This is a genomic window from Pseudomonas sp. GM79 (assembly GCF_000282495.1).
Lineage (GTDB): Bacteria > Pseudomonadota > Gammaproteobacteria > Pseudomonadales > Pseudomonadaceae > Aquipseudomonas.
Window position 1 is genome coordinate 66814 of sequence record NZ_AKJE01000080.1, and the last position, 18093, is coordinate 84906.

Sequence of the window (18093 nt, forward strand, 5' to 3'; positions counted from 1 at the left end):
CTCGCTTTTTTTTGGGGCCGCTTCGCAGCCCAGCGGGAGCAAGCTCCCTCGCCACAAAAGCCGGACAAGTGTTGATTAAAACTTGTAACCCAAACCCACCATGTAAATGAACGGGTCCACATCAACGTCCACCTTGGCCCGGGTGCCCGGTGCGACGGCATTGTTTTCCACGGTCGCGGTGGTGTCGATGTCGATGTAGCGCACTTGGGCGTTGATCATTACGTTGTCGGTCAGCATGTAGTCGGCACCGACCTGCCAGGCCAGACCCCAGGAACTGTCCGCCTTGAAGTTACTGAAACCGTTGGCGGCGGCTTCGCTGCTGACGTGCTCGTCGTAGATCCAGGTGTAGTTGATACCGCCGCCGATGTACGGCTGGAACGCGGACTTGGAATCCAGTGGGTAGTAGACCAGGCTCAGGGTCGGCGGCAGGTGTTTGAGCGTGCCGAGTTTGCCGTTGGCGGCGCCGAGCGCGGTGCCTTTGAGCTTCACGTCATGCTCGAACGGCGAGGCCGCGAGCAGTTCGATTCCCAGGTTGTTGGTGATCATGTAGGCGAAGTTCAGACCCAGTTGCGTGTCGCTGCTCATGGTGGCCTTGCCACCCAGATCGGCGCCCTTCAGCGGGCCTTGATCGACCTTGACGCTGGAACTGTCGGCATCCGGGTTGACGGTGATCGCACCGGCCCGAACGAGGATGTCACCGGCGGTGTGAGCATGGGCGAGCGGGGCTGCGAGCGCGAGGGCGAACAGCGAAGCGCAGAGCAAGGACTTGTGCATGGGAGCTCCAAAGGACGTTAAAAATGTTCGATGTCCAATGGTAGGGATCCAACTGATACGGTCTTTTGACTCAGCTCAATGAAACAGTGATGGCCTTGATTTTTGCGGAACCTTTGATGGCCTCTTCGCGGGCAAGCCTCGCTCCTACGGGGCTTGCGTGGCCTCTGTAGGAGCGAGGCTTGCCCGCGAAGGTGTCCTCACTATCAAAACATAACTACCGGTCACTGCGGCAGTTCATACGCATAAATCTTGTCCGCCTCCATCTGATACCCGGCATCCGCCAGCTCGCTGGTGGATGCTTTCACCTGTAACGAACCTTCGATCCAGTACGGCTGATACAGCTCATCAAGCTTCACGCCGACTTCGCTTTTGACATGCACGATCTGGTTCGACGGTGGCGGCGGCACATGGATGCAGGCGCCGAAATATGGCACCAGCAGAAACTCCGTGGTGCGGCCTTCTTCACTGACTTCCAGCGGCACGATGTACCCCGGTAAACGAATATTCTTGCCGTCGAGGCTCTTCACCACCGGCGCATTCGGCATGTCCTGCTTGGCCGCTGGCGCCGATTCTGCGGACAACGCATCGCTCATCTTCGACAGGTCATGCAGGGGCGTCATGTTCGGCACTTCTGGCGCCGCATCCGGCGGGATCATCTCCGACCAGGTCAGGTCTTTTGGCTCGGCCGCCCACAGCGGAAGGGCAACCAGCATCAATAGCGCAAGCACAGCGCGGGGCATCATTAATGTCCTCATAGTCGGATTGACAGGCCATCGGCCAAGGATTGGCGATACGCGCGCCAGGCCGGCACGCTACCCATCAGCAGCGCGGCGATCAGGATGCCACCGAGCAGCGTCCATTCATATTCACTTGGCCAGGCCAGCGGCAAGTACAAGCCATAATTCGCCTGCACGTAACCCTGCGCCACAGCGATGCACACATACAACAGCGCCACACCGGCAATCACCCCGGACAACGCCAAGGCAAAGGCTTCCAGCACCAGCAAGGTCGCAATATGCCACGGCCGCGCGCCCACCGAACGCAGAATCGCCATCTCGCGGCGCCGCTCGTTGAGGCTGGTGAGGATCGCCGTGAGCATGCCGATCAACCCGGTCAGTACTACGAACAGCGAGACGACGAACAAGGCTTTTTCCGCCGTGCTCATCAAACTCCACAGCTCCTGCAATGCCACACCCGGCAGGATCGCCAGCATCGGTTCGCCACGGAATTCGTTGATCTCCCGTTGCAGCGCAAACGTCGAAATCTTGCTGTTGAGGCCGAGCATGAACGCAGTGATCGCTTGTGGCGTCAGGTCCATGTTGCGCGCCTGGTCGGCACTGATCCGCCCGTTGCCACGTGCCGGAACGCCGTTGTGCCAGTCGACGTGAATCGCTTCCATGCCGCCGAGGCTGATGTGCAGCGTGCGGTCCACCGGGGTGCCGGTGCGTTTGAGAATGCCGACCACGGTGAACGGTTTGTCGTCGTGTTTGACCAGGCTGATCACCGCTACGCCATGGGCCAACACCAGTTTGTCGCCGAGCTTGTAATGCAGTGCATCGGCCACTTCGGCGCCGAGCACCACTTCGAACGGATCGCTGGCGAAGGCACGGCCATCAGCCAGTTCGAGGTGCTGTTGATGGCCGTACTGGTAATGCTCGAAGTACGCCTCGGTGGTGCCCATCACCCGATAGCCGCGATGGGAGTCGCCGAGGGACATCGGGATCGCCCACTTCACTTTCGGGTTGTTGGCGAAATGTTCGAAGCTGTCCCAGCGGATGTTGTTGGTGGCGTTGCCGATGCGGAACACCGAATACAGCAGCAGATTCACCGAGCCGGAACGCGCGCCGACGATCAGGTCGGTGCCGCTGATGGTGCTGGCGAAACTGGCCTTGGCCTCGGTGCGCACACGCTCCACCGCCAGCAGCAGGCAGACCGACAGGGCGATGGCGAACGCGGTGAGGATCGCGGTGAAGCGACGGTTAGCCAGGCTGGCCATGGCTAGACGAAACAAATACATCTCAAACCTCGGACGGGGTGGCGGCGCGATTGAGATCGGCCAGCGACAGGTGGCGATCGAACAGCGGCGCGAGGCTCTGGTCATGGCTGACGAACAACAGGCTCGACCCGGCTTCGCGGCATTCGGCGAACAGCAGGCGAATGAAGTTCTCGCGGGCGTCGTAGTCCAGCGCCGAGGTCGGTTCGTCGGCGATCACCAGTTCCGGCTGACCGATCAACGCACGTGCGGCGGCGACCCGTTGCTGCTGGCCGATGGACAGCGAATCGGCGCGGCGGCTGAGGATGTTTTCATCCTTCAGGCCCAAGTGGGCGAGCAGGGTGGCCGCGGCCTGATCGACGCTGCCGTGTCGCTGTTTCGCCCGTTCGGCACGCAGCTTGGAGAAGTGGCAGGGCAGCTCGACGTTCTCGCGTACCGAGAGAAACGGCAGCAAGTTGAACTGCTGGAAGATGTAGCCGGTGTGATCGACGCGGAAGTGGTCGCGGGCACCGGCAGAGAGTTCGGTCAGCTCCTGGCCAAGCAGGCGAATGCTGCCGCGATCTGGCTTTTGCACGCCACCGAGCAGGCCGAGCAGGGTGGTCTTGCCACTGCCGCTGGGGCCTTTGAGGAACAGGGTTTCACCTGGCATAAGACGAAACGCCGGGATGTCCAGCAGCGGCGGATGACCGGGCCAACTGAAGCCCAGGTCGGACAGTTCGATGAGTGCTTGGGTCATGTGAAACCGGTCAGGTTGGTGGTGAACCCTGTGGGAGCGGGCTTGCTCGCGAAAGCGGTATTTCAGTCACATCATTGCTGTATGTGCTGCCGTCTTCGCGAGCAAGCCCGCTCCCACATTGGATTGGTGTGTCGGATCAGAATTTCAGGGCGGCAGCCTTGGCCGTCACTTCAACCCCTTGCTGGCCGCTCGGGCTGATCAGTTGTACCTGAATCTTCTGGGTGGCCGGGAATGTGTTGAAGATATTCGCCAGGTCCAGGGTCTTCAGCGCGCCCGGGGCCGAGCAGCTGAGTTGGTAATGGGCGTGGATCTCGCTGTGGTCATGGTGGTGCTCGTGACCGTCCTTGTCCGCTTCGTCGTGGTCATCGTCGGCATCTGGTTTGTCACCGAACAACGGGCTTTCCAGTTCCTGAGTCGCGACCACGCAACCGGCGGCTTTTGGCAGGTTGAACAGCACCAGCGGTTTTTCCAGCTGCGTGCGGACGGCGGCGACTTTGGCCTTGTCGGCGTCAGTGGTGGCGGCGTGTTCGAAACCCACCAGGTTCATCGCCGGGCTTTCCAGCTCCAGCTCCAGAGTCTGGCCATCCAGCGCCGCATTCAGGCGACCGACGCCATGTTCGTGGGCGCTGAGGCTGCCATGTTCATCATGATCGTGATCATGCTCGACCGCCGCATGGGCGACAGCCAGCGGCAACAAGGCAAACGGCAAAGCGAGCAGCAGACGGCGCATGACGGGTCTCCGGAAAGTAAAATGAAAAGTTTGTTATGTAATCTTATAACGAAAGTGCGGAGAGTTTGACCGTCTGCTTGGCGTTGCGCAAGACCCATGGGAGCATGCGAGTCAGGTATGGGCAGGAGCAGACTTATGTTGCGAATACGCGGAAGCATCGGCGACTGGCCGGTGGATTTGACGCTGGAACTGGATGAAGGCGACTGGGCGCAGCTCGGTGCGCAGTTGCAGGCAGCAAAACCGGAGGCGAGTGTTGCGCCCGCCAAACCGGTGAATCAGGACGATGCGCTGTGGCAGATCGCCCAAGAGTTGCTGCGCAAGGCCGGACAATTGAGCGGGCCGGATTTGCTGGAGCAGCTGGAAGGGCTGACCGGCAGCGCAGCGGCGGGCAAGCGCTTGTTGGTGCGCTTGCGCCACTGTGCAGACGTCAAAGTGGTGAGCGGCGGGGATACACCGCTGTACCACTGGATCGAGCCTGCGTAGGAATCGGGTTCACACGGACGGATCGAGTAAGCCGCAAAAAAGATCGCAGCCCGCGGCAGCTCCTACGCGGGATCTGTATTCCCCTGTAGGAGCTGCCGAAGGCTGCGATCTTTTGATCTTAATAGAGCGCAGCAAACAACTTGCGACGGTACGTGGTCACCAGCGGGTGATCGTTGCCCAGCAGTTCGAACACTTGCAGCAAGGTCTTGTGCGGCAAGCCTTCGCTGTAGCTGCGATTGCGGATGAACAGCTTCAGCAAGGCATCCAGCGCCGCGTCGTATTGCTGACGGGCCAGTTGCTGGATCGCCAGTTGATAGACCGCCTCATCGTCCTGCGGATTTTTCGCCAGACGCGCTTTCAGGTCTGCCGCATCCGGCAAATCCCTGGCCTGACCGAGAAACTGGATCTGCGCCTTGGCGCCGGCCAACGCGGCCTTGTGCTCATCGGTCTTGACCGCGTCGAGCACGATTTGCGCTTCACCCAGTTCGCCACGCTCGGTGAGGCAGCGGGCATAGAGAATCAGCGCCTTGGCGTTGGTGTTGTCTTCAGCCAGCAGTACTTTGAGCGTGGCTTCGGCGTCGGCGTAACGGCCATCATCGAACAGCGCCTGAGCCTGTTCGAACGGGTCGGCCGCAGCGGGCGGCGGCATTTGCACGTGGGGTTCGAGCATCGTGCGCACTGCCGACTCCGGTTGCGCGCCGGCAAAACCGTCCACCGGCTGACCGTCCTTGAATAGCACCACGGTCGGCAGGCTGCGAATGCCGAAGCGCGCAACAATGTCCTGCTCGATGTCGCAATTGACCTTGGCCAGCAGCAACTCGCCCTGATAGCTCTCGGCGATGGTTTGCAGCATCGGCATCAAGGCCTTGCACGGCGCACACCATTCGGCCCAGAAATCCACCAGCACCGGTTTGTGAAAAGAGTTCTCGATCACCGACTGGTCGAAATCGGCAGTCGTGGCGTCGAAAATGTACGGCGTTTCCTGACTCATGGGGGATCTCGTAAAAGCGTGGATGGGTCAACTATACGGCTTGGTGGGGGGGGCCGGAAGCGGTGTGCCATTGAGAGGTGTGCTGCCCGACGGGACGCCTTCGCGAGCAAGCCCGCTCCCACATTGGATCTGCGGCGAACCGGGGATTTGTGATCGATACAAATCAAGTGTGGGAGCGGGCTTGCTCGCGAAGCCTTTAGAATCGCCGAGCATGGTAGAGGCTCACATGCCGAAACTCTTCGGGTTCGGCCAGATCCGGCAAGGTCATTGCCTCCAGCATTTCAATGCGCTGATACAACGGATGGCGAAAATCGCGCACCCGCGAATCCGCCACCAACGCTTCCCGGCCACGGCTGAGAAACTCGTCGAGCAACGGCAGGTTTGCCCGGTCGTACAACACGTCGGCCACCAGAATCAGATCAAACCGATCGGCCTCGGTGAAAAAGTCCGTCGAGTAGCTGAGCCGCACGCCATTGAGTTCGGCATTCGACCGACACGCGGCAATCGCCAACGGGTCCAGGTCACAGGCCACCACTTCCAGTGCCCCGGCTTTCACCGCCGCAATCGCGGCGACCCCTGAGCCGGCGCCGAAATCCAGCACCCGTTTACCTTCGACCCATTGCGGGTGCTCGGCGAGATAGCGAGCCACGGCCAGCCCACTGGCCCAGCAGAAACTCCAGTACGGCGGTTCGTGAAGAATGCGCCGGGTTTCTTCCGGGCTGAAGGCTCGGTCCATGTTGTCGCCGTCGATCAGCCAGAGTTTCAGTTCTGTGCCCGGTAACTCACAGGCTACGAGCTGTGCATCGCCGAGCAGCTCACCTAACGCCTGTTGCAGGTCGAGCGGTGCAATCATGGCGCTTTGACGAATTGCAGCTGACCCAATGCCTGGGTGGTTGGCTGTGTGATCATTTGCGCCGGCAGATGCAGAATCAACTGCCCGGACTGGCTGGCGCGGCCGCGAAGTTCGACGCGGGCACCGGCCGGAAAGGATTCAGGGTTGAAGCGCAGGCGAAACGGCAACACTTGATTGGTACCGATCAGGTTGGCACTGGCGAGCAATAGTTGCGGACGATCCTTTTCGTCGATCACCAGCAACGCCAGTTCGACTTCGGCATCGGCCGGTACGCCCAGCAGGGTGCCACTGATTTCACGTTGGTAAGCCGGCAGCGGACCGAGCTCGGCCGATGCCTTGGCTTTCTTCTGCGCCTGTTGCGGTGCAGGGCCGGGCGTTGGCGGCTGGGGCTTGGGCGCATCGCTGCCACAGGCCACCAACAGGCTGAAAAGACTGAGCAAAATGAGTGGTCGTAAAGACATTGGCGGCTCCAGCAAGCGAAATCCATAAACAGCCAGTCTGTATACCGCAAACCCTATGGCTTGTCTTGCCACGGGGATGCGCTACCATGGCCCTCCCATTTTTTGTTGCCTGCCACCATGCACTGTCCCTTCTGCGGTGCCAACGACACCAAGGTCATCGACTCGCGTCTGGTCGCCGAGGGCGAACAGGTGCGCCGCCGGCGTGAATGCCTGGCCTGCGGCGAACGTTTCACGACGTTCGAAACCGCTGAACTGGTGTTGCCGCGCCTGATCAAAACCGACGGCAGTCGCCAGCCGTTCGACGAAGAAAAACTGCGTGCCGGCATGCAGCGGGCGCTGGAGAAGCGCCCGGTGAGTGTCGAACGCCTCGAATCGTCGCTGGTGCACATCAAACACAAGCTGCGCGCCACGGGCGAGCGCGAGGTCAAATCCCTCGTGGTCGGCGAACTGGTGATGGCCGAGCTGAAGAAGCTTGATGAAGTCGCCTATATTCGCTTCGCTTCGGTGTACCGACGCTTCCAGGACCTCAACGAGTTCCGCGAAGAGATCGATCGCCTCGCCCGTGAGCCGGTGAAAGAATGACCACACCTCCCGAACAAGCCATCCTCGACGCGCATTACATGGCCCGGGCCCTGGAACTGGCGCGCAAAGGTCATTACACGACGCATCCCAACCCCCGTGTTGGCTGCGTGGTGGTGCGTGACGGGCAGATTGTCGGCGAAGGCTGGCATGTGCGCACCGGTGAGCCCCACGCCGAAGTCCACGCCCTGCGCGCCGCTGGCGACAAGGCGCGAGGCGCCACGGCTTACGTGACCCTCGAACCTTGCAGCCACCACGGCCGTACGCCGCCTTGCGCCGATGCGCTGGTGAATGCCGGTGTGGCGCGCGTCGTTGCGGCGATGCAAGACCCGAACCCGGAAGTCGCTGGTCGCGGTCTGCAACGTCTGGCCCAGGCCGGTATCGCCACTGAAAGCGGTGTGTTGGAAGGCGAGGCGCGCAAGCTCAATCAAGGCTTCCTCAAGCGCATGGAACATGGCTTGCCGTTCGTGCGGGTCAAGTTGGCGATGAGCCTCGACGGCCGCACAGCGATGGAAAGCGGCGAGAGCCAGTGGATCACCGGGCCAGCGGCGCGTTCGGCGGTACAGCGTTTGCGCGCCGAGGCCAGCGTGGTGCTGACCGGCGCCGACACGGTACTGGCGGACAATGCGCGCTTGACCGTGCGTGCCGACGAATTGGGGCTGGACGCTGAACAGACCGCGTTGGCCATGAGCCGTCCGCCGCTTCGCGTGCTGATCGACGGTCGCCTGCGGGTGCCGCTGAACGCACCGTTCTTCAAGGCGGGTCCGGCACTGGTCGCCACGTGTGTCGCGGTGGAAGAACAGTACGCCAACGGCCCGGAATGCCTGATCGTGCCGGGCGATGATGGCCAGGTCGATCTGCATCAGTTGCTGGTCGAACTCGCCAATCGTGGCGTCAATGACGTGCTGGTCGAGGCCGGGCCACGACTGGCTGGCGCATTTGCCCAGCTCGGGCTGGTGGACGAATTCCAGATATTCATCGCCGGCAAGTTTCTCGGCTCCTCGGCCCGACCCTTACTGGACTGGCCACTGGCGCAGATGAAAGACGCGCCCGAGCTCAAAATCACTGAAATCCGCGCGGTTGGCGATGACTGGCGAGTCACTGCCATCCCTGTGCCATCGGCGAGCGTATAATTCCTGGCCATTGCTCTAGCGCTGGCTCTGTTCTCGAGGAGGACTCCATGTTTACCGGCATCATCGAATCCATCGGCAGTATTCGTGCATTGACCCCAAAAGGCGGAGATGTGCGGGTCCACGTAGAAACCGGCAAGCTCGACCTGAGCGACGTCAAACTGGGCGACAGCATTGCCGTCAATGGCGTGTGCCTGACCGCGGTTGAATTGCCGGGCAATGGCTTTGCGGCGGACGTCAGTCGCGAAACTCTCGACTGCACCGCCATGAATGACCTGAAAAGCGGCAGCCCGGTGAACCTGGAAAAAGCCCTGACCCCGACCACGCGTCTGGGTGGGCATCTGGTCAGCGGTCACGTCGATGGCGTGGGCGAAGTGGTTGCCCGCACCGAAAATGCTCGCGCTGTGGAGTTCCGCATCCGTGCCCCGAAAGACCTGGCCAAGTACATCGCCCATAAAGGCTCGATCACCGTCGACGGCACCAGCCTGACCGTGAACGCAGTCGATGGCGCCGAGTTCTTGCTGACCATCATTCCGCACACCTTGAGCGAAACCATTATGGCGTCGTACCAGCCGGGTCGCCGGGTGAATCTGGAAGTCGACTTGCTGGCCCGTTATCTGGAGCGCCTTCTGCTCGGCGACAAGGCTGCAGAGCCCACATCCAGTAACATCACCGAAAGCTTTCTGGCCGCCAACGGCTACCTCAAATCCTGAAGCTCAAATTTCGAAAGAAGGGGGGTGCCTTGTGGCGCTCAATAGCATCGAAGAACTGGTTGAAGACATCCGCCAAGGCAAGATGGTCATCCTCATGGATGACGAAGACCGCGAGAACGAAGGCGACCTGATCATGGCCGCCGAGTGCTGCCAGCCTGAACACATTAACTTCATGGCCAAGCACGCCCGTGGCCTGATCTGCATGCCGATGAGCCGCGAGCGCTGCGAACTGCTCAAGCTGCCGTTGATGGCGCCACGCAACGGTTCCGGTTTCGGCACCAAGTTCACTGTGTCCATCGAAGCCGCCGAAGGCGTGACCACCGGTATCTCCGCGGCCGACCGTGCGCGCACTGTGCAGGCCGCTGCCGCCAAAGACGCCAAGGCTGAAGACATCGTCAGCCCCGGCCACATCTTCCCGCTGATGGCCCAGGCCGGCGGTACGCTGGCCCGCGCCGGTCATACCGAAGCTGCCTGCGACCTGGCGCGCATGGCCGGTTTCGAGCCGAGCGGTGTGATCTGCGAAGTGATGAACGACGACGGCACCATGTCCCGTCGCGCCGAACTCGAAGCCTTTGCCGCCGAACACAACATCAAGATCGGCACCATCGCCGACCTGATTCACTACCGGATGATCCACGAACGTACCGTTCAGCGGATTGCCGAGCAGCCGTTGGACAGCGAATTGGGTCAGTTCAACCTGGTGACCTATCGTGATTCGGTGGAAGGCGACGTGCACATGGCCCTGACCCTGGGCACCGTATGCGCTGAAGAGCCGACGCTGGTCCGGGTGCACAACATGGACCCGCTGCGTGACCTGTTGATGGTCAAGCAACCAGGCCGCTGGAGCCTGCGCGCCGCCATGGCTGCGGTTGCTGAGGCTGGCAGTGGTGTGGTGCTGTTGCTCGGTCACCCGCTCGATGGCGACGTATTGCTGGCGCACATTCGCGAAACCGCGGATCACAGCGCCGTGAAAAAACCGACCACCTACAGCATCGTCGGTGCCGGTTCGCAGATCCTTCGCGACCTGGGCGTGCGCAAAATGCGCCTGATGAGTGCGCCGATGAAATTTAATGCGATATCCGGTTTCGATCTGGAAGTTGTAGAATACGTGCCCTCCGAATAATGACCGGCAATTTGCGGGCCTGTATTCGCGGTTAACACATCACTGAGGGACGCGTAGAAAACGCGTCCCGGCTCTTTAAGAGATCTAACGAATGACCCTGAAGACCATCGAAGGTACCTTCATCGCCCCTAAAGGCCGCTACGCTTTGGTAGTGGGCCGTTTCAACAGCTTCGTCGTTGAAAGCCTGGTCAGCGGTGCAGTTGATGCCCTGGTTCGCCATGGCGTGAGCGAAAGCGACATCACCATCATCCGTGCGCCTGGCGCCTTCGAAATCCCGCTGGTTGCGCAGAAAGTCGCTCAGAAGGGCGAGTTCGCGGCAATCATCGCCCTGGGCGCAGTCATTCGTGGCGGTACTCCGCACTTCGAATACGTGGCGGGCGAATGCACCAAGGGCCTGGCCCAGGTGTCCATGGAGTTCGGCGTACCGGTCGCTTTCGGCGTACTGACCGTTGATTCCATCGAACAAGCCATCGAACGTTCCGGCACCAAGGCCGGTAACAAAGGTGCTGAAGCTGCCCTGTCCGCCCTGGAAATGGTCAGCCTGCTGGCGCAGTTGGAGGCCAAGTGATTAGCGACGAAAGTGATCGTTTCAACCCGCGCGATCCAAAGCCTGCGGATGCCGGCAAGCCATCGAAAAGCGTCAAGCGTCGCGAAGCCCGTCAGCTCGCGACTCAGGCGCTGTACCAATGGCACATGGCCAAGCAGTCGCTGAACGAGATCGAAGCGCAGTTTCGGGTCGATAACGATTTCAGCGATGTCGACGGCGCCTACTTCCGTGAAATCCTGCATGGGGTTCCGGCACAGAAGGACCGGATCGACGCCGCACTGGCGCCATGCCTGGACATCACCATCGAAGAGCTGGACCCGGTTGAACTGGTCGTTCTGCGCCTGTCCACCTGGGAGCTGCTCGAGCGCGTTGATGTGCCATACCGCGTTGTGATCAACGAAGGTATCGAACTGGCGAAAGTCTTCGGTTCCACCGACGGCCACAAGTTCGTCAACGGTGTGCTCGACAAGCTGGCCCCGCGTCTGCGTGAAGCTGAAGTGAAGGCGTTCAAGCGCTGATCGGCGCTTGGAATGTCGACACGAAGCCATGGGCGAGTTTGAGCTGATCCGCAATTTCTTCGCCGCCGCGCCTTGTGCGCAGGGCGGCGAAGGCGTTGCCCTTGGGATTGGCGATGACTGCGCCTTGCTGGCTGTTCCTCTCGGGGAACAGTTGGCCATTTCCACCGACACGCTCGTGGCCGGTGTGCATTTCGCAGACCCCTGCGACCCGTTTCTGCTCGGTCAGCGCTCGCTGGCTGTGGCCGTCAGTGATCTGGCCGCCATGGGCGCCACTCCCATTGCCTTTACGCTTGCCTTGACCTTGCCGACCGGGACTTCCGATTGGCTGGAAGCCTTCGCCCGTGGTTTGAACCTCATGGCGCAAAATTGCGGGGTGGCGCTGGTGGGTGGCGATACCACCCGCGGGCCATTGAGCCTGACCATGACCGTGTTCGGTCGGGTGCCGGCCGGTCTGGCGTTGACCCGCAGTGGCGCTCAACCGGGCGATTTGCTCTGCGTGGGCGGAGAGCTGGGTAACGGCGCGGGCGCATTGCCGTTGGTGCTCGGCCAGCGGATGGCTGAACCGGCCATTGCTGATCCGTTGCGTGCCCATTACTGGTCGCCGCAACCGCAGCTGGCGTTGGGCCAGGCGTTGCGCGGCAGAGCCACTGCGGCGCTGGATATCTCCGACGGGCTGCTCGCCGACTGTGGGCATATTGCCCTGGCGTCGAAAGTCGGGGTTCAGGTGGAGCGCAGTAAGCTGCCGTTGTCGAAGGCGCTGCTGGCCTTCCTCGGTCAGTCTGGCGCGGAGCAAGCCGCCCTGAGCGGCGGTGACGATTACGTGCTGGCCTTCACCTTGCCGCCCGCCGAGTTGCCATCGTTGCTGGCGGACGGCTGGCCGATCCATGTGCTTGGGCGGGTCGTAGCAGGGCAGGGCGTGACATTGCTGGACGCCGACGGACACGACATCACCCCATCAATCCGGGGCTATCAACATTTTCGGGAGACACCGTGACAGATCATCCCAAACAGGTCCCGGCGGAGTTCGTTCCGCCGTCGGTCTGGCGCAATCCCTGGCATTTCCTGGCGTTCGGCTTCGGCTCGGGCACCCTGCCAAAAGCGCCGGGCACCTGGGGTTCGTTAGTGGCGTTACCCTTCATTCCGTTGTGGCAGATGCTGCCCGATTGGGGTTATTGGCTGATGCTCGGCATCACCATGCTGTTCGGCTTCTGGCTGTGCGGCAAGGTCGCCGATGATTTGCGCGTACACGACCACGAAGGCATCGTCTGGGACGAAATGGTCGGGATGTGGATCACCCTGTGGCTGGTACCGGAAGGCTGGTATTGGTTGCTGGCGGGGTTCCTGATGTTCCGCTTCTTCGACATCCTCAAGCCCTGGCCGATTCACTGGATCGACCGGCATGTGCACGGTGGTGTCGGGATCATGCTCGACGACGTGCTGGCAGGCGTATTTGCGTGGTTGGCGATGCAAGGGCTGGTGTGGTTTTTCGTCTGAGGCGCCAAGTGAGAGAACCGGGGATAGCGCGACGCGGGTTGCTGCTGATGGTTTTCGCGCTATTTTGCTCGTTCGCCCAGGCGGGGGATGCACCGACGACGCCGTCCGTGATTCACCTCGCCAGCGAAGCCTGGGAAGACTTTACCGCCGCCGATGGCCATGGTTTGGGCTGGGATGTATTGCGCGAAGTGTTCGAGCCGGCGGGCGTCAAACTGGATATTCGAACCGAACCGTACACGCGCGCTACGGGCCTTGCACAGCGTGGAGAAGTGGACGCTTGTGTCGGTGCCTATCGGGATGAAGTCAGCGACGTGCTCTATCCGCGCTGGAGTTTCGATACCGATCCGATCTATGCACTGGGTCTGGCCAGCAATCCGGCGCCGACCCTGCAAACCCTGGGCAACTATCGATTGGCCTGGGTGCGCGGCTACAAGTACCAGGCTTATCTGCCCAATGTGCAGCGCTATAACGAAGTCGTGCGGCGGACGGGAGTCGTGTCGATGCTGACCCACAATCGCGCCGACTATTACATCGATGCACTGACAGAAATCGATAACATCGTTAGCCGAGCCAAGGACCCGTCGCAGTTTCGCCGCACGCATATCGCGGAATTGCCGCTTTACCTGTGCTTCGCCGATACACCTCGGGCTCGCACCTTGATGGCGCTGTTCGATCAGCGCATGGAAGTATTGGTCAAAAATGGCCGGTTGAAACCGATTTTCGCAAAGTGGAAACAGCCGTACCCGTTTGACACAGACTAAGTACGGTCAATGTGGGAGCGGGCTTGCTCGCGAAAGCGGTGTGACAGTCACAATGATTTTGAATCTGGAACCGTCTTCGCGAGCAAGCCCGCTCCTACAGGGTTGTTGGCTTGGCCTCTTGATCAAACTTTTTGATCGTTATGCCCCATAATTCAGCCTAAGCGTCTGTAGGAACGTGCTGTTACAATGCCGCCTCTGCGAATCTTCAGTACTTATAGATCAGGAGCACACCGGTGCCTGTCGTTTTTGTCGCCGCTTCCAAGCTGCCAACGCCTTTTGCGCAATTCACCATGCATGGCTTTCTCGATGAAGAGAACGGGCGCGAGCACGTCGTACTGAGCCTGGGTGAGTTTGCCGACGGTGCTCCGGTGCTCGGCCGGTTGCACTCCGAATGCCTGACCGGCGATGCCTTGTTCAGCCAGCGCTGCGACTGCGGTTCGCAACTCGAGGCAGCCCTGCAGGCAATCGCCCGTGAAGGCCGTGGCGTGTTGCTCTACTTGCGTCAGGAAGGTCGCGGCATTGGCCTGCTGAACAAGATCCGCGCCTATGAATTGCAGGACGGCGGCGCCGACACCGTTGAAGCCAACGAGCGTCTGGGTTTTGCCGCCGACCAGCGCGACTACGCCATGTGCCTGCCGATGCTGGAGCACCTGGGTGTGAAGTCCCTGCGTCTGATGACCAACAACCCACGCAAGGTCAAAGCCTTGACCGACATGGGTATCGTGGTTGCTGAGCGCGTGCCGTTGCACACCGGGCACAACCCGCACAACAAACTCTATCTGGCGACCAAGGCGAGCAAGCTCGACCATATGATGGGCAATGAGCATCAGGGCGAGGTTGACCGGGCGTGACACGCGGTCAGGTACGGCGGCGACTGTCCGTCAATTGGTGGCAATACCTGGCGCTGGCCTTGGTGCCATTGTTCGTGATCAACGGCGTATTCGGCCAGGGCGAGGCGATTGTGCCGGTGCTGGCCATGCCATTGTTCATCGCCGGTGTGGCTTCGATGTTTGTCAGTCTGAAGTTCTTTGGCGGCTACAAACACGCGCTGATCGCCACCCAGAAAGCCCTCGATACCCCTGATGAACCCGACGCCTGGATCGCCTTGGCCGCGAAACGCCGCACCGCGTTTCTGGCGGCCGGCCTGCCCGCCTGGATCGGTGCGCTGGCGGTGTTCGTCGGTCTTGAAGCTGTTCCATTGGTGCTGCTGGCGCTGTCGACCACCGTGCTGTTCTACCTCTACCGTATCCCGCGTCAACTCGGCTGATGCGCAGCATCTGGCTGGCAGTGTCGCTGCTGGCTGTCAGCGGTTCGGCGGCTGCGGTTGAGCGGGTCGTCAGTCTGGCACCGTCGCTTTCCGAGATTGTCGTGGAGCTGAACTCGGCTGACCTTCTGGTCGGTGTGCTGGATGCTGGCGAACGTCCCGCTGAACTCAAAGACATTCCTTCTGTTGGCAACTACGGCCAGTTGGACATGGAGCGACTGCTCAGCCTCAAACCCGATCTATTGCTGTTGTGGCCGGGCAGTGTGGGGCCGGCGCAGCGTGAGCAGCTCAAACGGCTGAACATTCCCACCTATGTCGCCGAACCCCACAACCTCGAACAACTTGCCGCCCAGATTGAAGTGATCGCTACACAGCTCGGAAGACCGGAGCGTGGCGTTTCATTGGCCGAAAATCTGCGTCAACGACTCGACTCCCTGCGCCAGCGTTATCGAAGGGATGAACCAATACGGGTTTTTTATCAAGTCTGGGATCGGCCGCTGTACACCGTGGGCGGTGGGCAGATCATCAGTGATGCGCTGCAGGTATGCGGGGCGCGTAATGTATTTGCCGATCTGACGCAGCCTGCACCGCAGGTCAGTGTGGAGGCGGTGTTGCAGCGCAATCCCGAGGTGATTCTGGCCAGTGATCAGGCGCAGCTCGATGCGTGGAAGGCCTGGCCCCAGGTGACGGCGGTGGCGCAGGGGCAATTGCTGCTGGTGACGGACAAAGGCCTGGAGCGGCCGAGTGGGCAGATGATCGAAGCGACTGCCAAGTTGTGCCAAGTGATCGCGCCGGACCGTTGAGACCGAGGTGCCTGCTTCGCGAGCAAGCCCGCTCCCACATTAGACCGAGTTGCTGGGTGGCACGCAGTCAAATGTGGGAGCGGGCTTGCTCGCGAAGCAGGCCAGTTCAAACACCGCAAACTTCAGATCAGAGTTCCGGCGTCCAGGTCACCCCGAACATCCACGCCCGACCTTCCTCGCGATACCCATACTGACTGCCGTCATGGCTGTACAACGCCCGGCTGTAGCCCTTGTCCAGCAGGTTATCGACCTTCAATTCCAGCTTGATCTCGCGATTCAGCGCCCAACTGCTGCGCAACCCCAACAAGGCATACCCGCCTAACGGCTGCTGGTTGTTCTCGTCGTCATAACTGCTGCTCACCGCTTGCCAACTGGCACCGAGGCCGAGCCGGTCGAACTGCCGATCCAGGTCCAGGCTCAAAGTCCGCCGTGCACGACGGGCGAGGGTGTGGCCGCTGTCGCGATCCCGAGGGTCGATGATCGCCACGCCGAGGTTGCTCTGCCAGCCGAACAGCTCTTGTTTCAAGGCCGCTTCGAAACCGTTGATCCGCGCCGAGGCGACGTTCGCCGGGCGGTTGTTGCTGCCGAAAATAATCGCGTCTTGCAGATCGGTGCGGTACAGCGAAGCTTCCAGGCGACTGGTTTCTGTCAGCTGACTGCGCCATTGCAGCTCATAACTTTTCGAGGTTTCGGGTTTCAAATCCGGATTGCTGAAATCCGGGTAGTACAGGTCGTTGAAGGTCGGTGCGCGGAAGCCTTCGCTGTAGGTCAACAGTACATCGTTGTCCGGGTTCAGCGGCAGGGTGAAGGTGCCGCTCCAGCTGTTCTGGCTGCCGAACTGCTGGTTCTGGTCGCGACGCAGGCCCAGTTCGGTAGAAAAGCTGTCGGCTTGATAGCGATGCTGGATAAACGCTGCACGGTTCCAGCGGCTGTCTTCGTCGAACGCTGTGCTGCTGTTGATTCGGTCTTCGTACCAGTCGCCGCCGAGGATCAGGCTGTTGCGCTCATCCAGCGTCAGGTCGTTTTGCCAATTCACCGAATCGCGGTAGGTGTTGAACACGCTGCGCTCGTCGCTGAGCTTGTCGAGTGTCTTCTCACGGTTTTCGCTATGGCCGAGCTCGACGCGGGTTTTCCACCGGTCATTGATCCTCGCGTCGACATAACTGCTGACGCTGCTCACAGAGAACTCGCTGTAGGGCTGTTGCTGGACCGATTCAAAGGTGTTCATGTCGAAGCGGCCGAACGGATTGTCGAATGCGCTTTTGCCCTGGTTATCCAGCAGATTGGCGCCGACTTCGATGTCATCGGTGAGGGCGTGACTCAGGCTTAAGCTGACCGACTTATTGCGGTATTCATCGTGATCACCATCACTGGGATAAGACTGGTGAGTGCGATTGATGCCTGCCGTTTCATCGAGGCTGGCACCGAGATTGAATCGGGTCTGCGCGTCGCCGCCAGACAATCCAAGGCTGCGTTCCCAGGTCTGATTGCTGCCAACCCCCACGTGCATACGTGGTTGCAGGCCTTGTTCGTCGCCACGGCGAGTGAAGATCTGGATCACCCCGCCAATCGCATCGCTGCCGTAAATCACTGAGCGCGAGCCCCGCAGCACTTCCACGCGCTCGACCTGTTCGATGTTGATGTGTTGCAGGTTGCTGTCACCGGAGGTCGAGTTGCCGATGCGCTGGCCGTCGACCAGCACCAGACTTTGCGCCGACTTGGTACCACGAATATAAACCCCCGGCAGACTGCCGCGCCCGCCAGTTTGCCCGACCTGTACACCCGGTACCCGGCGCAGCAGGTCAGTGACACTGCTCGGTTGCAGACGGTCGATGTCGTCGCGGGTGAACACGGTGTTGGCGGCGCTGCTGTCGTTGCGCGCTTCGACCTGACGGTTGGCGCTGATCAGCACGTCCGGCAGTTTCAGGGCCTGGTCGCGTTCGAAGGTGTCGGCCAAGAGTTGGCCGGCCGGCAGGAGGGCCAGCGCTAGGGCGAGGCGGGGGAGTTTCATGGGCAGTCCGTTGACGCTCTAAAGCGAATACATTTTTATGAGGTTGCACAAAACCAATGTGGGAGCGGGCTTGCTCGCGAATGCGGTGTGTCAGTCAACATTGATGCCGACTGACACACCGCATTCGCG

General features: G+C 60.9%; 22 protein-coding genes. 13 read left to right on the forward strand and 9 right to left on the reverse strand.

Annotated features, from left to right (window positions below; all coding sequences use genetic code 11):
• Window positions 1-75: 75 nt before the first annotated feature.
• From PMI36_RS08160 to PMI36_RS08140, 5 genes are all read right to left on the reverse strand, one after another.
• Window positions 76-774, reverse strand: coding sequence for an OmpW/AlkL family protein (locus PMI36_RS08160; RefSeq protein ID WP_008073932.1), 699 nt, complete (start codon window positions 772-774; stop codon window positions 76-78).
• 221 nt (window positions 775-995) lie between these two features.
• Window positions 996-1514, reverse strand: coding sequence for a DUF3299 domain-containing protein (locus PMI36_RS08155; protein ID WP_032830564.1), 519 nt, complete (start codon window positions 1512-1514; stop codon window positions 996-998).
• A gap of 11 nt (window positions 1515-1525) precedes the next feature.
• The gene (locus tag PMI36_RS08150) at window positions 1526-2791 is read right to left on the reverse strand and encodes an ABC transporter permease (protein WP_007906845.1); all 1266 of its coding nucleotides are present in this window, start codon (window positions 2789-2791) and stop codon (window positions 1526-1528) included.
• A gap of 1 nt (window position 2792) precedes the next feature.
• Window positions 2793-3503 carry an ABC transporter ATP-binding protein gene (locus PMI36_RS08145; protein WP_008073934.1) on the reverse strand — a complete coding sequence of 237 codons (711 nt, stop codon included), beginning with the start codon at window positions 3501-3503 and terminating at the stop codon, window positions 2793-2795.
• A gap of 136 nt (window positions 3504-3639) precedes the next feature.
• Window positions 3640-4233 carry a DUF2796 domain-containing protein gene (locus PMI36_RS08140; protein WP_008073936.1) on the reverse strand — a complete coding sequence of 198 codons (594 nt, stop codon included), beginning with the start codon at window positions 4231-4233 and terminating at the stop codon, window positions 3640-3642.
• Window positions 4234-4368: 135 nt separating this feature from the next.
• Between PMI36_RS08140 and PMI36_RS08135 the strand changes: the two genes are divergently transcribed.
• Window positions 4369-4716, forward strand: coding sequence for a hypothetical protein (locus PMI36_RS08135; protein WP_008073938.1), 348 nt, complete (start codon window positions 4369-4371; stop codon window positions 4714-4716).
• A gap of 118 nt (window positions 4717-4834) precedes the next feature.
• Here PMI36_RS08135 and trxA read toward each other — a convergent pair whose 3' ends face one another.
• The 3 genes from trxA to PMI36_RS08120 all read right to left on the reverse strand — a co-directional run bounded on the left by trxA (window position 4835) and on the right by PMI36_RS08120 (window position 7021).
• Window positions 4835-5707: a thioredoxin gene (gene trxA, locus PMI36_RS08130; protein ID WP_007906841.1), complete on the reverse strand. Its 873-nt coding sequence runs from the start codon at window positions 5705-5707 to the stop codon at window positions 4835-4837.
• A gap of 196 nt (window positions 5708-5903) precedes the next feature.
• Entirely contained in the window at window positions 5904-6560 is a 657-nt protein-coding gene (locus PMI36_RS08125; protein ID WP_008073940.1) for a class I SAM-dependent methyltransferase, read from the reverse strand.
• Window positions 6557-7021: a YbaY family lipoprotein gene (locus PMI36_RS08120; protein WP_008008962.1), complete on the reverse strand. Its 465-nt coding sequence runs from the start codon at window positions 7019-7021 to the stop codon at window positions 6557-6559. The genes PMI36_RS08125 and PMI36_RS08120 overlap by 4 nt, the downstream gene beginning before the upstream one ends.
• Window positions 7022-7138: 117 nt before the next feature.
• On the opposite strand from PMI36_RS08120, the gene nrdR reads away from it, so the two are divergent.
• The 12 genes from nrdR (at window position 7139) to PMI36_RS08060 (ending at window position 15953) form a co-directional block, all read left to right on the forward strand.
• On the forward strand, window positions 7139-7603 hold the full coding sequence (gene nrdR, locus PMI36_RS08115) for a transcriptional regulator NrdR (protein ID WP_007906838.1): 465 nt from the start codon (window positions 7139-7141) through the stop codon (window positions 7601-7603).
• On the forward strand, window positions 7600-8733 hold the full coding sequence (gene ribD / locus PMI36_RS08110) for a bifunctional diaminohydroxyphosphoribosylaminopyrimidine deaminase/5-amino-6-(5-phosphoribosylamino)uracil reductase RibD (protein ID WP_008073943.1): 1134 nt from the start codon (window positions 7600-7602) through the stop codon (window positions 8731-8733). Before nrdR ends, ribD begins: the two co-directional genes overlap by 4 nt.
• A gap of 47 nt (window positions 8734-8780) precedes the next feature.
• Window positions 8781-9443, forward strand: coding sequence for a riboflavin synthase (locus PMI36_RS08105; protein ID WP_007906836.1), 663 nt, complete (start codon window positions 8781-8783; stop codon window positions 9441-9443).
• Between the two features lie 31 nt (window positions 9444-9474).
• Window positions 9475-10566, forward strand: a complete 1092-nt coding sequence (gene ribBA, locus PMI36_RS08100; RefSeq protein ID WP_007906834.1) for a bifunctional 3,4-dihydroxy-2-butanone-4-phosphate synthase/GTP cyclohydrolase II — start codon at window positions 9475-9477, stop codon at window positions 10564-10566.
• 91 nt (window positions 10567-10657) lie between these two features.
• Window positions 10658-11134 (forward strand): 6,7-dimethyl-8-ribityllumazine synthase, encoded by a 477-nt coding sequence (ribH, locus tag PMI36_RS08095; RefSeq protein WP_003228649.1) that lies wholly within the window; start codon window positions 10658-10660, stop codon window positions 11132-11134.
• Entirely contained in the window at window positions 11131-11631 is a 501-nt protein-coding gene (gene nusB, locus PMI36_RS08090) for a transcription antitermination factor NusB (RefSeq protein WP_008073947.1), read from the forward strand. The genes ribH and nusB overlap by 4 nt, the downstream gene beginning before the upstream one ends.
• A 28-nt stretch (window positions 11632-11659) precedes the next feature.
• Window positions 11660-12625 (forward strand): thiamine-phosphate kinase, encoded by a 966-nt coding sequence (gene thiL, locus PMI36_RS08085; protein WP_008073948.1) that lies wholly within the window; start codon window positions 11660-11662, stop codon window positions 12623-12625.
• Window positions 12622-13125 (forward strand): phosphatidylglycerophosphatase A family protein, encoded by a 504-nt coding sequence (locus tag PMI36_RS08080; RefSeq protein ID WP_008073949.1) that lies wholly within the window; start codon window positions 12622-12624, stop codon window positions 13123-13125. The genes thiL and PMI36_RS08080 overlap by 4 nt, the downstream gene beginning before the upstream one ends.
• Window positions 13126-13172: 47 nt before the next feature.
• Complete coding sequence (locus tag PMI36_RS08075) at window positions 13173-13886, forward strand: substrate-binding periplasmic protein (protein ID WP_081499291.1); 714 nt, start codon at window positions 13173-13175, stop codon at window positions 13884-13886.
• A 233-nt stretch (window positions 13887-14119) separates the two neighbouring features.
• Window positions 14120-14737, forward strand: a complete 618-nt coding sequence (ribA, locus tag PMI36_RS08070; RefSeq protein ID WP_007906827.1) for a GTP cyclohydrolase II — start codon at window positions 14120-14122, stop codon at window positions 14735-14737.
• Entirely contained in the window at window positions 14734-15153 is a 420-nt protein-coding gene (locus tag PMI36_RS08065; RefSeq protein WP_007906826.1) for a hypothetical protein, read from the forward strand. The genes ribA and PMI36_RS08065 overlap by 4 nt, the downstream gene beginning before the upstream one ends.
• Entirely contained in the window at window positions 15153-15953 is an 801-nt protein-coding gene (locus tag PMI36_RS08060) for a cobalamin-binding protein (protein WP_008073951.1), read from the forward strand. The genes PMI36_RS08065 and PMI36_RS08060 overlap by 1 nt, the downstream gene beginning before the upstream one ends.
• Before the next feature lie 127 nt (window positions 15954-16080).
• Here PMI36_RS08060 and PMI36_RS08055 read toward each other — a convergent pair whose 3' ends face one another.
• Window positions 16081-17964, reverse strand: a complete 1884-nt coding sequence (locus tag PMI36_RS08055) for a TonB-dependent receptor domain-containing protein (RefSeq protein WP_008073952.1) — start codon at window positions 17962-17964, stop codon at window positions 16081-16083.
• Between the last annotated feature and the right edge of the window lie 129 nt (window positions 17965-18093).